The sequence below is a fragment of the Vibrio sp. GJ43-1 genome, from assembly GCF_055808835.1.
Window position 1 is genome coordinate 421,347 of sequence record NZ_CM147885.1, and the last position, 16,240, is coordinate 437,586.

At 46.1% G+C, this 16,240-nt stretch carries 4 protein-coding genes and 5 pseudogenes; 1 reads left to right on the plus strand and 8 read right to left on the minus strand.

Features of this window, described 5'->3' with window-relative positions:
• Positions 1-138: 138 nt before the first annotated feature.
• The 3 genes and pseudogenes from glgB to AC0L66_RS19250 form a co-directional block, all read right to left on the minus strand.
• Positions 139-2,324 (minus strand): annotated as a pseudogene (gene glgB / locus AC0L66_RS19240) (1,4-alpha-glucan branching protein GlgB).
• A 312-nt stretch (positions 2,325-2,636) separates the two neighbouring features.
• Positions 2,637-4,819 (minus strand): annotated as a pseudogene (gene malQ / locus AC0L66_RS19245) (4-alpha-glucanotransferase).
• A gap of 96 nt (positions 4,820-4,915) precedes the next feature.
• Positions 4,916-7,369 (minus strand): glycogen/starch/alpha-glucan phosphorylase, encoded by a 2,454-nt coding sequence (locus tag AC0L66_RS19250; RefSeq protein WP_473570440.1) that lies wholly within the window; start codon positions 7,367-7,369, stop codon positions 4,916-4,918.
• 562 nt (positions 7,370-7,931) lie between these two features.
• On the opposite strand from AC0L66_RS19250, the pseudogene malT reads away from it, so the two are divergent.
• Positions 7,932-10,639 (plus strand): annotated as a pseudogene (malT, locus tag AC0L66_RS19255) (HTH-type transcriptional regulator MalT).
• Between the two features lie 228 nt (positions 10,640-10,867).
• On the opposite strand, the gene AC0L66_RS19260 reads toward malT, so the two are convergent.
• The 5 genes and pseudogenes from AC0L66_RS19260 to lhpI all read right to left on the minus strand — a co-directional run bounded on the left by AC0L66_RS19260 (position 10,868) and on the right by lhpI (position 16,175).
• On the minus strand, positions 10,868-11,716 hold the full coding sequence (locus tag AC0L66_RS19260; RefSeq protein ID WP_265676475.1) for an ABC transporter permease: 849 nt from the start codon (positions 11,714-11,716) through the stop codon (positions 10,868-10,870).
• Between the two features lie 4 nt (positions 11,717-11,720).
• Positions 11,721-13,002: pseudogene (locus tag AC0L66_RS19265) on the minus strand (ABC transporter permease).
• Complete coding sequence (locus AC0L66_RS19270; protein ID WP_428794089.1) at positions 12,999-14,135, minus strand: ABC transporter ATP-binding protein; 1,137 nt, start codon at positions 14,133-14,135, stop codon at positions 12,999-13,001. Before AC0L66_RS19270 ends, AC0L66_RS19265 begins: the two are co-directional and overlap by 4 nt.
• A gap of 61 nt (positions 14,136-14,196) precedes the next feature.
• Positions 14,197-15,111 carry a dihydrodipicolinate synthase family protein gene (locus AC0L66_RS19275; RefSeq protein WP_428794088.1) on the minus strand — a complete coding sequence of 305 codons (915 nt, stop codon included), beginning with the start codon at positions 15,109-15,111 and terminating at the stop codon, positions 14,197-14,199.
• Between the two features lie 55 nt (positions 15,112-15,166).
• Positions 15,167-16,175, minus strand: a pseudogene (gene lhpI / locus AC0L66_RS19280) (bifunctional Delta(1)-pyrroline-2-carboxylate/Delta(1)-piperideine-2-carboxylate reductase).
• Positions 16,176-16,240 lie beyond the last annotated feature (65 nt).

Sequence of the window (16,240 nt, forward strand, 5' to 3'; positions counted from 1 at the left end):
ATCCTTATTTCTTAATGTGTTATTTATCGTGTTAACGCATAATGTTTGAGTGTAGAACACTCTTTCGTTTTCTCCAGATAAAACAAAGCCCAGCATTTGCTGGGCTTAATCGTTATTTAATTGTGTTCTCTTGGTAAACTAACCTTTGTATTTATAGAATACGGTGGATAGTGGTGGTAGGCGTAATGCCAGTGATTGCGGCTGTGACTCGCTTTCTATCCCTTCACTATTCACAGAGCTAATCACCTCAAACCCACTACCCGCGTATTTCTCATCGTCCGTATTAAGCAGTAATTCATAGCTTCCTGCTAGAGGCACCCCTAAGCGGAATGCTTCGTGCGGTACAGGGGTAAAGTTTGATACCACCAAAATACGTTCGCCATTGTCACTAATACGCTCGTGAGCAAGAATACTGGCTTCTGCCGCATCTTGAAGACGCCACTCAAAACCTTTCGGTTCTGAATCTAACTCAAACAAGGCTTTTTCAGCTTGGTACAATTTATTGAGATCACGCGTAACGGCTTGAACACCTTGGTGGCGCTCAAACTCCAACAAAAACCACTGCAATTGGTCATCATGATTCCATTCACCTGTTTGACCAAATTCCGCCCCCATGAAGTTTAACTTCTTACCTGGTTGCGCGTACATGTAACCTAAGTAGGCTCTTAGGTTAGCCGTTTGCTGCCACTCATCACCGGGCATTTTGTTGTGAATAGAATGCTTACCGTAGACCACTTCATCATGGGATAGCGACAGAACATAATTTTCACTGTGTGCGTAAACCAACGGGAAAGTAATCGTATCATGGTGATATTTGCGGTTAATTGGATCTTCTTGGATGTAGGAGAGGCTATCGTGCATCCACCCCATGTTCCATTTAAAGCCAAACCCTAAGCCACCCATAAAGGTGGGTGCAGAAACACCAGGGAACGCGGTCGATTCTTCTGCAATCGTCATGGCATTAGGGAAGTGCTTGTACACTTCTTCATTCATCCACTTCATGGTAGCGATCGCATCATAGTTTTCGCGGCCACCGTCAGCGTTTGGAATCCATTGATCGTGACTACGTGAATAATCGAGATACAACATCGACGCAACCGCATCAACACGAATACCATCAATATGGAACTGCTCAAACCAATACAGTGCATTCGACACTAAGAACTAGGCGCACATGTTCACGACCTAAGTCATAAATATACGAATTCCAATCTTGATGCCACCCACGGCGTGGATCAGGATCATGGAACAATGGCGTCCCATCAAAGTTTGCTAAGCCATGATCATCAGAAGGGAAATGTGCAGGAACCCAATCAAGTACCACACCCAATCCGGCTAAATGGCATTGTTCGACAAAATATTTAAAGTCATCTGGCGAACCAAAGCGACTGGTTGGCGCAAACAAACCCACAGGTTGATAGCCCCATGAACCGTAAAACGGATGCTCAGACACTGGCATCAACTCAACATGCGTATAACCCATGTCGGTAAGGTATGGAATTAACTCGCTCGCCAATTCACGGTAGTTAAGAAACTCACCTTGGGCATTGCGCTTCCATGATCCTGCATGCAGCTCGTAGAACGACAGTGCTTCTTTTCGTTTTTCCGTTACTAGGTCGGTTTTGCCATGCATCATCCTGCCATTGATAACGGCTATGATCATAGGTCACCGACGAGAACGATGGGTACTGTTCTGAATAGAAACCCCACGGGTCGGCTTTATGAGGCAAGCCTTCTCCATTTGGCCCTTTCATTTCAAATTTATATTGTGCCCCTTCGGCAAGCTCAGGAATAAAGATCCCCCACACGCCATAGTCAAGACGCTGCATTGGGTTGCGACGCCCATCCCACTCATTAAAGCTTCCGACTAAGCTCACCGCCGTTGCATGAGGGGCATAAACAAGAAAACGCGTACCTTGAACCTGCTGACCATCGCGTTCCAAAGACACAAATTGCGACCCCATATGGTGATACATCGCCTTTGGGGTATGCAACTCTTCGTATTCTGCGTACAAACCGTGATATTGATATGGGTCATCAATAACTTGTTCAGTACCACTCCAATCAACAGCCAACTGATAATGGGTGTATCTCAAATCGAGGTCTGATTCTAAGACAAAACCGGATGCCGCCTCTCGAACAAGCGGTAGGCGTTCGCCCGATGCTAAAACAACGGCCACATTATCCGCACCGGGAATCCAAGTGCGAAGTGCAATACCATCATCTTGTAAATAGGGACCTAAGAACGAAAACGGATCTGCAAATGCAGCATTCGACAATCGCTCGTATGCCTGATCTTGTCTTTTAAGCCTTGTTTTATTCAACGTTCATCTCCCTCGACCAAATCTGTCTCCTAATTGTAATTTTGTAGCATTAGAGACATCATAAAAAAGCCCGCGCAAGGCGGGTTACCAGCAATCTTTCATTGTACTTAAATCCCGTTATACAGGAAGTGATTCATTCGTGATTTTCGGGTGTAAGCGATTATAAAACACAGGATTTACACTATAAACTCATCACTACAAACTCATCCTAAAAAATGACCTTTATTGCATATAAATACAAAAAAGCACAGCCTTCAGAAACACAAGTCATTTGCTCTGAATCATGCTGTGCTTTTACCGTCTGGTGGACGATTATTCGCTAGCGCCACGTCTTACGTGCGACAGGTTTTTTGCAATTCTGTTAACACTTTCTTTTGCAAAAACTTCATCTAAGTTCATCGATAATTTACGACGCCAGTTAGGATATTCGTTAACGGTGCCCGGAATGTTAACCAAGCTTATCCATTTCCAACCAATCTTCAAGCTGAACACTCAATAGTGTGGATGAACCCGCGCCAAGATGTAATTGCAACGCTTCACTTAAATAGGTGTCCATAGGCACCATACTTGCGTCACGTCCTACCCCTTCCGGCAAGTAACCATGCCACGCAACACTATCCAAAATACCCTGTTTACATTCTAAGCGATCGTTAAACAATTCCTTTAGCTGTGCTTCATCTGGATACAAACCAATTTCTTGGCCCATTTTCAAATCATCGCAATGCCAGAAACCGCGTAATGTCGGCATATCGTGAGTACACAGAGCTGACATCGACTGTTCTGCATAATGCTTGGGTGAAATAAAACCACCATCTTCTGCGGTTTCAAAGAAGAACACCTTGTACGAATGCACACCCGCTTCACGCAAAATATCCACAATCTCGTCCGGCACGGTTCCTAAATCTTCACCAATCACACTACACTGATGACGGTGTGATTCTAGCGCTAAAATAGCCAGCATATCTGCCACAGGGTAGTAGATGTAAGCCCCTTTCGTCGCATTTTCACCTTTCGGGATCCACCACAAACGCAATAGGCCTAAAACATGATCAATACGTAACGAGCCACAATGTTTCATGTTAGCGCGTAATAACTTGATGTAGGCATCATAAGAAGTAGCATGCAACGCTTGCGGATTCAGTGGCGGTAAGCCCCAATTTTGACCTAAAGGACCCAAAATATCGGGTGGAGCACCAATGCTCGCGTCCATGACAAGATCACCATTATCGGCCCATGTCTCAGAGCCAGAATCTGCCACACCCACTGCAAGGTCACGATACAGCCCCACCGCCATGCCTTTTTCTTCGGCTAGCGCTTGAGCTTCATTAATCTGTGTATCAGCAACCCACTGTAAGTACATGTATAGATGAACTTTATCTAGATTTTCTGCGATAAATTTCTGCGTTCCAACATTTTCAAATCGACGGTATTTCTCAGGGAAAATCCAGGCCATCCCCAAACATTTGCATCCGCCGCATGAAGTTCCGCATGAATTGCATCAAATGCTGCTTGATGCATTAAGCTCTCACCACCTTGCTCGACAAAGTCTAAGAACATCGCCGCGCGTTCCGTTTGTTTATCAAGGTGACGCTGTTTAAATTGGTCAAACAGTAATGGCAAAACGCTCATTTTAAGCGCCGCAACTTCGGTGTAATTCACCCAATGAGAATCACGCGCTTTTTGCAAGCGAGCTTGGAACTCCGAGCTGCCTACTTTTTGCTGGGCATCGGCACTTAACGCAAACTCAGGTACTGAACTCACATCAATATATAAAACATTCAACCAACGACGTGAAGAAGGGCTGTAAGGGCTAGCGCCCTCTGGGTTTGCAGGGAACAACGAATGAATTGGGTTTAAACCCACAAAATCACCGCCTCGAGCAGCAATATCATTCACTAACTGTTTTAGATCACCAAAATCACCAATACCCCAGTTGTGCTGAGTGCGAAGCGTATACAGTTGAACACTTGGGCCCCAAAGCTTTTTACCTTGTTCAATCTGCGACTGCTTAAAACATGCCTTTGGCGTACGAATAAGAGTCATTTCATACGGTGTCTTACGACGTTTTCTTTCCAAATAGAGTTTGTGGTAACCCCAAGCTAAATCATTTGGTAACGAAAATACTAAAGGGCCACCCTCAGCGCGCTCATCACGAACGATTTGAGACTGAAGATAGCCTTCAAGTACTTCTCCCTGCTCCGTTTCTAGACGCCAACTAAAATCACTCTCTCGAGCACTCGCGCCAAGGTTAAGTTCCACCTCTATAGCATCGCCGTCTTTCACGACAAGTACCTAGGCTCAAGTACTTCTTTTTTGTGTTTTCTCTCTGCTGATTTCAGCAAAGTCTCATCGTTGGTCGTGTCATAGCCTAAAGACGCAAGCAGACGAAGAATAATATCATCTTCAACTTTCGCTTCACTGCCCCACGCACTCACGTAGCTGTCGGCTATTTTTGCCATCTCAGCAACTTGCTTTAATGCTGTTTGTTCTGTCATCGCTCTCTCCGAAGGACATCTATTACCTTCAAATCGGTAGGGTAATTAATTTATAAAAAGGGAAAAGCCAAGGCACGAGGCCTTGGCTAAGCTTGCTTAGCGAGATACCGCTTCAAGCTTCCAGATGTTGTTCACATAATCGCGAATAGAGCGGTCTGATGTGAATTTACCCACTAAGGCCGTATTCAAAATCGCCTTCTTCGCCCACCCAGCTTGATCTTGATATTGTTTGCTCATATCTTCATGCGCTTGTACGTAAGACGCAAAGTCTGCCAAACATAGGTAAGGGTCACCACCATCTAGCAAGCTATCGTAGGTCGCACGAAGTAAACCTGGTTGACCTGGTGAGAACTCGTCACCTAACAGTAAATCTAGCGACGCTTTTAGTAGTGGGTCGGCATTGTAGTAATCGTAAGGGTTATAGCCTTGCGCTTTCACCGCTTGAACACCATCTACATCCAAACCAAAAATGTAAATATTCTCATCACCGACTTCTTCACGGATTTCAACGTTAGCACCATCCATCGTACCAATCGTTAATGCGCCGTTTAGGGCCATCTTCATGTTACCCGTACCTGACGCTTCTTTACAAGCAAGAGAAATTTGCTGAGAAACATCAGCAGCTGGAATGATGATCTCAGCCATACTGACACGGTAATCAGGGATAAAGACCACTTTAAGCTTGTTACCGATACGAGAATCGTTATTGATCTTCTCAGCAATCTTGTTAACCGCGAAGATGATTTCTTTCGCTAGGTGGTAACCCGGTGCTGCTTTCGCCGCAAAGAAACAGACACGTGGCTCACATTCGAAACCCGGTTCATTCAGAATACGGTGGTACAGAGAAAGAATATGTAGCAAGTCTAGGTGCTGACGCTTGTATTCGTGTAGACGCTTAATTTGAACGTCGAAGATGGCGTTAGTATCGAGATCAATCCCCATATTTTCTTGAACCCAATCAGCAAGTCGCTGTTTGTTTTCTTTCTTAACCGCCATGAATTCTTTTTGGAATTTCGCGTCTGTCGCGAACTGAGCAATGCCTTCTAGCTGCTCAAGTTTTGCTGGCCACTCAGAACCAATTTTGCCCGTAATTAGGTTCGATAAACCTGGGTTACAGAATTTCAACCAACGACGTGGCGTAATGCCGTTCGTGACGTTCGTCAATTTACCTGGGAAGATTTCGTTGAACTCAGGGAACAAGTCTTTCTTAACCAGTTGCGAGTGAAGCGCTGCCACACCGTTGACTTTATAAGAACCAATCACACATAGGTTGGCCATGCGAACCATACGGTGGAAACCTTCTTGGATGATAGAAAGCTTCGCTTGCTTCTCACCGTCACCAGGCCACATCTTGCGAACTTCTTGCATGAAGCGATGGTTGATTTCAAAAATGATTTCCATGTGACGTGGAAGAAGACGGTTGATCAATGACTCAGACCAAGTCTCTAGTGCTTCTGGAAGCAATGTATGGTTCGTGTAGGCGAACGTGTGTGCACTGATTTCCCATGCTTCATCCCAAGAGAGACCCTTCTCATCAATCAGGATGCGCATCAACTCAGGAATTGCGATAGTTGGGTGCGTATCGTTAAGTTGAATCGTCTCCTGCTTAGGAAGATCGGCAAGAGCAAAACCTGCCGCTTCATGGCGACGTAGAATATCGCGAACTGACGCTGCTGAGTGGAAGTACTGCTGCATTAAACGCAGAGTCTTACCTTTCTCATGGTTATCGTTCGGGTAGAGCACTTTAGTGATGTTACCTGCATCGATGAGCGAGTGTTGCGCTTCGAAGTAATCACCGTTGTTAAAGCTTGCTAGTGAGAATGGTGCAATTGCCTGACATTCCCAAAGACGCAGTGGATAAACGGTGCTTGATTCGTAACCTACGATAGGAAGATCCCAAGGCATTGCTTTTACTTCCATGCCCGGTACCCAAGTACGTACTTCTTTACCGTCAATGAATTCAACGTCTACATGACCGTAAAAACCAATCTGTTGCGCAAGTTCTGGACGAGCGACTTCCCACGGATACCCTTCCACACCTCGCCATGCATCCGGTGCTTCTTTTTGGCGACAGTCTTGGAAAGACTGCTTAAATAGACCGTACTCATAGTGAAGACCGTAGCCCACCGTTGGGTATTCTTGAGCAGCACAAGAATCCATGAAACAAGCGGCAAGACGACCTAGACCACCGTTACCAAGTGATGGGTCACGCTCTTCTTCAAGCAGGTCTGTTAGGTTATGGCCCAACTCTTCCATGGCTTGAGTGATTTGCTCATATAGCCCCATGCTGATCAAGTTGTTACCTGTCAGGCGGCCAATTAGAAATTCTAAGGATAGGTAGTTAACGCTTTTTGCGTTTTTAATGCGGTCATCCGCTTCTGTTGCAAGTAAGTCAAAAGTGGTGAGTTCTGCCAAAGCGCGACCCATAGCCAAATACCATTGGCGCTCGGTTGCGGTTTCTACTGTCGTTGCATAAGTAGCAGATAGGTGTTTTTTAACACTTTCTTGGAAAGAAGCTTTATTGAATTTTTTCTGTTGCGCAGGTTTCATTAAGAAATCTCACTTTAAGTTTTATCCATCTGTCACATATCGTGCATGGTGACGTCTCCTTAAACATCCTCCTATCTCCGACTCCGTGGAGGATGAGTGACGAGGGCGTAGAGGGCGTACTCCCCCCATTAAGTGATCAATATCTCATTGCGCTCGAGCTTTAGCTTTTATCCGGTGATACCGATCACGCCAACGTCACTTTTACTGTAATCGCTAACTAAGTCGTTACCGTGAATTAGATGCATATCAAATTCAATATTTGAGTCTGAGATCACAATTGCATTCAAATTTTCACCTAATCAGGCCAATTTTTTGTATACATGACGCGAAATGCAGACCGTAAACAACCAATCATATGTGATTTAAATCACAAAAATGCGGCGTAGTTGGTGTAAAAAACGTTTTATGAACAAAATCTAGCCATTGATCAAACATTGTAGAGCTAGACCTCGCCTACCATCGGAATGGCATCGTTAAATCGGTTAATTTATCACCAAACTTCTTCATGAAAGACGCTAACGGTTAGCACATACTCTAACTATAAAAATGACAGGAAATATCTATGTGGATTCCTTCAAAATTAACTCGCCCTGGACGCTTACATAACGCGATCGTTCGCCCACGAGTTTTGGATCTGCTTTCGCAGGCCCCTTTTACAAGCTTGTTCTTTTTCGCTCTCCAGCTGGCTACGGTAAAACCACCATGGCAGCTCAGTGGCTATCAGACAAACCACATGTTGGCTGGTATAGTATTGATGAAAGTGACAATGACTCCTTTCGCTTCGTCAATTACCTCCTTCAAGCGATTAATAAAGCCACCAGCAATAGTTGTCCAAACGCCCAAAAACTAGCAGAACGTCGACAGTTTTCATCCTTGCACTCACTGCTTGGGGAGGTATTTTCCGAACTCACCTGTTACCACCATGAATGCTATGTTGTTCTTGATGATTATCACCTCATCCATGATGAAGATATTCATGAAGCGATGCGTTTTTTCCTCAAACATATGCCAGATAATATTACGCTTGTTGTCACCAGTCGCGGCAACCCACCACTGGGTACTGCCAATTTGCGCGTACGTGATCTTATGATCGAAATTGGTAACGAATTACTCGCGTTTGACACCGAAGAAACCACACGATTCTTTAATCTTCGTCTAGCCGACGATATTGATGATGAAACCGCAAATTCTCTTAGAACCTATGTCGAAGGGTGGCCGTCTGCGTTGCAATTGTTTGCGCTGCAAGCTCAGCATCAAAAACGCACATTGGCGCAATCCGTGGAAACAATATCGCAGTTTAACCACGCCCACCTTTGGGATTATCTAATTGAGGAAGTCTTTGATTTACTAGATAAAGACACCAGAAAATTCCTGATGCAATGTTCTGTTTTAGACCATTTTAATGATGACCTTGTTACCGCATTAACCAAAAGAAATGACGCGCTGAGCATGATTGAGTCGCTCAACCGATTCGGATTGTTTATCTACCCGCTTGAAGGCGAAAACAACTGGTTTAGATTCCATAATCTGTTTGCTGAATTCCTCTCGCATGAACGTAAAGCACGCATTCCCCAACAAGAGCTGGATCTTCATCTTGCCGCGGCCAACGCTTGGCTCGAACAAAGTGTTCCTCACCAAGCACTTAGACACGCTAGATTGGCAGCCAATAGTGAGCTGGTTGTGACCATTCTCAATGAGTTTGGTTGGAAAATGTTTAACCAAGGTGAACTTGAGACTCTCGAAGAAGCGATTAAAGTCCTAAACGACAACCAACTCTATAGCCACCCTCGCTTATGTATGTTGCAAGCATGGCTTGCTCAAAGTCAACATCGCTACAATGAAGTGGGTGAGCTGATCGCTAAGTCAGATGAGGAAATGGCCGCTCGCAGTATCGAGCGCTCTCAAAAGGAGGATGGGGAATTTAACGCACTTCGAGCGCAGGTTGCCATTAACCAAAACTCTCCGCAAACCGCATTAGAGTTGGCGGAGTTGGCACTCGGTGAGCTGGACCATTCGGTTTATCGCAGCCGTATTGTTGCCACCTCTGTTGTCGGAGAGGTCAACCATGTCACGGGACAACTCAGTCGAGCGCTACCTATGATGCAGCAAACTGAAAAGCTGGCTCGTCAATATCATGTTTACCACCAAGCGCTATGGGCGCAGTTGCAACAAAGTGAGATATTAATTGCACAAGGTTATGTCCAAGCGGCATACGAAGTACAAGAAAGCGCGTTCCGTTTAATAGAAGAGCAGCAGTTGCATCAAGTTCCTATGCACGAGTTCTTGTTGCGAGTCAGAGCGCAAATCCTATGGTGCTGGAACCGTCTTGATGAAGCCGAAGAGTGCGCGTACAAAGGGTTAGATATCCTTGGCAAACACGAACCAAGTAAGCATCTGCACAGCTACTCTATGATTGCGCGAATCGCCATTGGACGCGGTGAGCTAGATAAAGCCTCGAAGATCATCGAACAAATACAGCACCTAATGAAAGAGTCTACCTATCACGTTGACTGGACGGCCAATGCTTCGTTATCTCTACTGCTCTATTGGCAGGCAAGAGGAGACGTAGAAGCGATTGAGCAATGGCTTGAAACCGCGATTAGACCGGATAACGCATGCAATCATTTTCTGCAACTTCAATGGCGTAACATTGCCCGCGCCCAAATTGGCCTTGGACAATTTGATGCAGCAAAGGAAACACTCGCGTTTTTGGCCAAAGAAGCAGACAACTATCAATTGGTCACTGACACCAATCGAAACCTGATAGTAGAAGCGATTCTTTGGGTTCAACTGGGTGATGATGAAGCGGCAAAAGTGCGCCTAAAAGAAGCGCTCGTGCTCACCAACCAAACTGGCATGATTGGCAATTTTCTTATCGATGGTGGCACGATTGGTCACTTGCTTGAAAAGCTTGCTTCTCGCTCCGAACTTGGCGATCTAGAGCGCCACCGTGCGCAGTTGTTGATGAAAAATATCAACACCACGCAACGCAGTCGCTCTGTGCACTTTAATGAAGAGTTCGTAGAGAAGTTAGTCAATCACCCTAATATTCCTGAGTTAGTACGTACTAGCCCGCTAACCCAGCGTGAATGGCAGGTTCTGGGACTCATTTACTCAGGCTTTAGCAATGAGCAAATTGCACAAGAGCTCGATGTCGCGGGGACCACAATAAAAACGCACATTCGTAACCTTTACCAAAAACTTAATATTGCTAACCGTAAAGAGGCCATCAGCACCGCAGAGAATTTGCTGCAATTGATGGGGTATTAAGCGTCTGACCTATATCGGATCGATTACTTACCGTTAGGCCTTTTACTGCCATTAGACCTACTATTTATCCTCATACCCCCTAGCACCACGCTAATCACTGACATAGTGCGGCGCTAGGGTTTAAGCATAAAAAAACGCTCACAGAAGAGAGCGCTTGGGAAAATGAGTCGTATCCATCAATAGACATTGGAAGCCCTCCCGGACGAAAAACCTCCATCTCAACCCCAATTATTCTCTAATGCCCCTTAACCGCATGTTACGGCGGCGCAGATACTCAAGCGTAATAAGCAAGAGCACTGACATCAGAATTAATAGCGATGCGACTGCCAGTATTGTCGGGCTGATTTGCTCTCGAATACCCGACCACATTTGTCTTGGTACGGTGCGCTGCTCCGCTCCTGTCAAAAACAGCGCCACGACCACCTCATCAAATGACGTGCCAAACGCAAACAAGCCACCCGATATCATACCGGGACGAATCAAAGGAAAGGTCACCTTCCTAAAGGCATAAACCGGATTCGCACCTAAACTGGCCGCTGCTTTCGTGAGAGTATGATCAAAACCACTCAGCGTCGCACTCACGGTAATGACAACAAAAGGCGTACCGAGAGCGGCATGGGCCAGAATAATCCCAGGCATGGTTTGAGCAAGACCAAAACGGGTATAAAAGAAGTACATGGCCGCCGCAGAAATAATGACAGGCACAATCATCGGAGAGATAAGCAGCGCCAAAATCACATTACGAAACGGCAACTTTGAATTCGATAACCCTAATGCCGCTAATGTCCCTAGCAGCGTCGCCAACAACGCCGCCATCGAAGCGATAAACGTACTGTTTTTCAATGCTTGCAACCATTGCTGATTAGTAAACATCTCCTGATACCAACGTAGCGAATAAGCGGCGGGATCAAGATTAAGCATACCTTCTGTAAAGGTAAAATACGGCGTCGCATTAAACGATAACGGTACAATAATCATAATCGGCGCAATTAAAAACAATAAGACCATGCTGCAAAACATCAAGTACGCCCAATAGCCTGATCGTTCTATCCGAGATGCGTAGATAGGTAGAGCCATAACGTTAACCTCCCACTCGAAGATTGTTGATACCAACCACACGGTTGAATAAGTAAAACAGCCCGAGAACAAGTACTAATAACAACCCACCGAGCGCGCCAGCCATTCCCCAATTCAATGAGGTTTGCATGTGATACGCGATCATATTAGAAATCATTTGCCCGCTGCGACCGCCTACCAGCGCAGGAGTAATGTAAAAACCAATCGACAAAATAAAGGTCAGCAAACATCCGGCCCCTACGCCGGGTAATGTTAACGGCATATAGACTTGAGTAAACGCGATGCGTGGCGTCGCACCTAATGAGCGCGCCGCTCTAAAATACGTAGGGCTAATACCCTTCATCACGCTGTATAGTGGCAATATCATAAACGGCAGTAAAATATGCACCATGGCAACCACGGTACCAAAGGTGTTGTGGATCAATGACAAGCGCTCATCAATCACCCCCAACCAGACTAATAGGTCATTCACCACCCCCTGATTTTGTAACAACACAATCCAAGACGTTGTCCGCACAAGGAGCGAGGTCCAAAACGGCAATAAGACCACAATCAATAACAAGTTCGCACGTTTATCCGGTAAATTTGCTAACAAATACGCCAACGGATACGCCAAAATCAAACACACTACCGTGATGACCAAAGACATCCAAATCGTCTTATAAAATAACCCCAAATAAATTCGTCTCGACTCCACTTGCTGGACAATCGATCCAGACTCGTCCACTTTGAGATCAAGGGCTGAGAGGTAAAAGTGGCTGGTATAAGAGGAATTAAGGTTTTTTATCGCGCCCCAATACTTCGCTTTTGCCCAACGCTTATCGATCGCCACTAGCTGTGCATAGGAGACCGCCTCCCCATCGAGCTTGCTCAGTTTTCGACTAGGTTTTCATCAGCAGACTACGCATTCCCGCCATTTCGATATTCAGTCGGTTGGCCAATTTAGGCAGCGTCTTAGCTAAATAGAGCGCTTTAATCTCCTGAGCGAAGAGATTGCTAACGTGATCGCTGGGTTTGGAGCCAGCTTGCCACTCCACAATCGCCACCGAGGTTTGAGGAAGCGCATTGACCACGGAAGAATTATCAACACTTCGATGCAACATTTCTAAAATCGGAAAAGCAAACGTCAACAAGATGAAACAAACCAAAGGAAGGGTTAGGAAAAGGGATCGCGTTTGTTTCCGTCGCTCTGCTTTCGCTAATTGCTGCGATAAATCTAGCTCTTCGTTTGTGAGTTGCTTGTGTAAGGTCGTGACCGATTCAAGGGAAGACAATTCGCGACTCATACCATCATCTCCTCTTTCTCGGAAGATAGCGACTGCGAAGAAACACAATCAAGCGCGTGGCAATCTTCCATTCGCCAGCCAAGTTCAACCTCTTCACCGAGTTGTACGCCCAGCCCTTGCTCTGAACTGTTTGGTACTTTAACCACCAAGCGCGCCAACCCCGCAACATCAATGATCAATCGAAAGTGATCGCCGTGATAAATCATCTCTTCCACCCTTCCCGCCACTCGGTTCGGAATGTCGGGTCCATAAGGATGCAATATAATTTTTTCAGGCCGCACCGATAACATAGTGTCGCTTTGCGCACCGCCAATAAGCACCGGTTTTGCCTGCAACTGGTGAGGACCAACGCGCACCTGGCAGCGGCTTTGCTCCACTGATTGAACCTGCCCTTTTATCTGATTATTTTCACCGATAAATTGCGCAACAAACGTGTTACTCGGCGATTCATACAACTCACTGGGCGGCGCTAATTGTTGTACCGCGCCATCGTTAAAGACCGCAATACGATCCGACATCGTTAGCGCTTCATCTTGATCATGGGTCACGTATAAAATCGTAATGCCAAGCTTTTCATGTAGATGCTTAATTTCCATCTGCATGGTTTCTCTGAGCTTCTTATCCAGCGCCCCCAAGGGCTCATCCATCAACACGAGCTTGGGTTCAAAGACTAAGGCTCTGGCTAACGCTACCCTTTGCTGTTGACCACCCGACAATTGCTTAGGGTACCGATTGGCAACGTGTGATAATTCAACCATCTCAAGCACATCCGCCACTCTTAGCTTCACTTCTGCCACCGACATCTTTCGAACTTTAAGTGGGAAAGCTAAGTTCTCAGCGATCGTCATATGCGGAAACAAGGCATAGTTTTGAAACACCATGCCGATGTCTCGTTTATGCGGCGCTAAATTATTCACGGGCGTGCCATCGATATAGATCTCGCCATTGGTCGCGGTCTCAAACCCAGCTAACATCATCAAGCAGGTCGTTTTTCCCGAACCAGAAGGTCCAAGCATGGTGACAAACTCTCCGGGAGCGATATTTAAGTTAAAGTCTTTAACAACCAGGTTTTTTCCGTCATAGGTTTTCTTCACATGCTGAAAACTCACATAATCCGTATTATTCGCTTTCATTTCTCTGCCTTCATCCATTTGAAAACAGAGCACCCCAAAGGGTGCTCACCGATAGTGTTGCTTACAACTTGTACTTAGATAGGTCAGGTCTGGAAGCGAGTGATGCTTCAACAAGACTAATTACCGCTTGACGTTCCTCGCCTTGAAGCAGCTGACGAGGTGGACGAACTTGCTCTGATCCGCGACCGCAAACTTGCTCAGCGAGCTTGATGCATTGCACTAGAGTTGGAATGGTGTCGAGTTTAAGTAGTGGTAAGAACCAACGATAGATTTCCAGCGCTTCGGCATAGCGCCCTTGGCTGGCTAGTTTATAAATGGCCACCGACTCAGCTGGAAAGGCATTCGTCAGTCCCGAAATCCACCCCGTCGCACCCAGCATTAATGATTCTAATGCGATGTCATCCACACCGCTGAAAACCGTAAAGCGGGAATCAAACTCATTGAACAATTCGGTGATTCTACGGGTATCGGTTGTGGACTCCTTTATCGCAACAATATTGTCGAACTGCGCCAGTTTTGCCATGATTTCAAGATTCACATCCACACCATAAGAGACTGGGTTGTTGTAAATCATCATTGGCATTTCGGGAGTCGCTTCCGCTAACGTGCGGTAATACTCGTACGTTTCTGAGTCTGACGTTCGATACACCATCGCTGGCATCACCATACAACCATCAACGCCTATCTTTTTTGCATCTTGCATATAATCAACGGCCGCCGAGGTAATCGACTCCGCCGTTCCAGCGATTAATGGCACCCGACCTGCTACCACCTCTTGAGCCGCTTGCAATACTTGACGCTTCTCTTCTGGATACAGCGCGCAGTTCTCACCAACTGTGCCTAAGCATATGATGCCATTTACCCCATCATTGATCTGATTATCAATCACTGACTGTGTGGCATCTAAGTCGATCGTCAGGTCGCGTCTAAACTGAGTACTTACTGCTGGGTATACCCCTTTCCAATCAATATTCATTCAATTCCTTCCATTTGTATATTGTATGCAATTTTAAGTTCGAGCAAAAAGCCCATCATGCCCCAACCTCAAGTTGGGATGAATTTTCAAGTACTGCATGCGCAGCTGCTAGATCGGCTAGCGCACTACCCACTGATTTATATAGTGTTATTTCCTGTTCGCTATTAAGCCCTTTCCTGTAACCAGAGACCTTACCGCGACCCAAAACTTTACCGCTGCATAGCTCTGGTAACTCAGCGATGATCTGTTCCGGTGAAAACTCGCCCTCTGCAATGGGGATGAGTAACTCGCCAGCTTCAGATAAAACATTGATACGACTGTCAACATACACCTTAGATCGCAACACCAATGGTGTATCGCACTCACGCCTATCGCGATGATGATTACCCACCAAGTCCACATGCGTCCCCGCCCTTACCTGTTCGCCCTTAAAAATCGGCGCTGGCGAGCCCGTCACACAAGACACCATATCGGCGCACTGCAGACCTTGCTCAACCTCACTGACAATACTCACTTGGTATTGCCGCTCTCTCGGTAGCGCCTGGTATTCCGCACCATGAACAATTTTTTCGGCTGTCATCGCGGATTTTTGTTGGTTTCTGCCCCATATCATTACGCGCTTCAAAGGTCTGATAGCGGCATACGCCCAAGCAAAATAAGCCGCCAAATGACCATTACCACAGATCAGAAGTGTATCTGCGTCCGAGCGCGCCAAATAATCGGCAGCCAATGCCGACGCCGCTGCCGTACGCCAGTACGTCAATACTTTCGCATCCATAGAAGCCAATGGCGCACCGTCCTGACGGCGAAAAGCCAACAATCTTGATGACAACACGTCTTTACCATCTGAGATGTTGCTTGGAAAATACGTGAATGTTTTAACGGCAATCAGCGCTTCATTCCAAGCTAGGTAATAACGCTAATGCATCATCACTTTCTTTTGACAGGTGCATCACATTCCGCTGCGGCACCGTTGCCGGTTGTGCGTACACTGTTCTCATTACGCTAATCAGCGAACTCATATTTAGCACGCGCGCTATCTGGTCCGACTCAAAGGTATCCATGATTTCTCCGTTGTTCATGCTGAGACACCAGAATTAACTCGCGCCTCAGCTTTTAAGGATGAGTT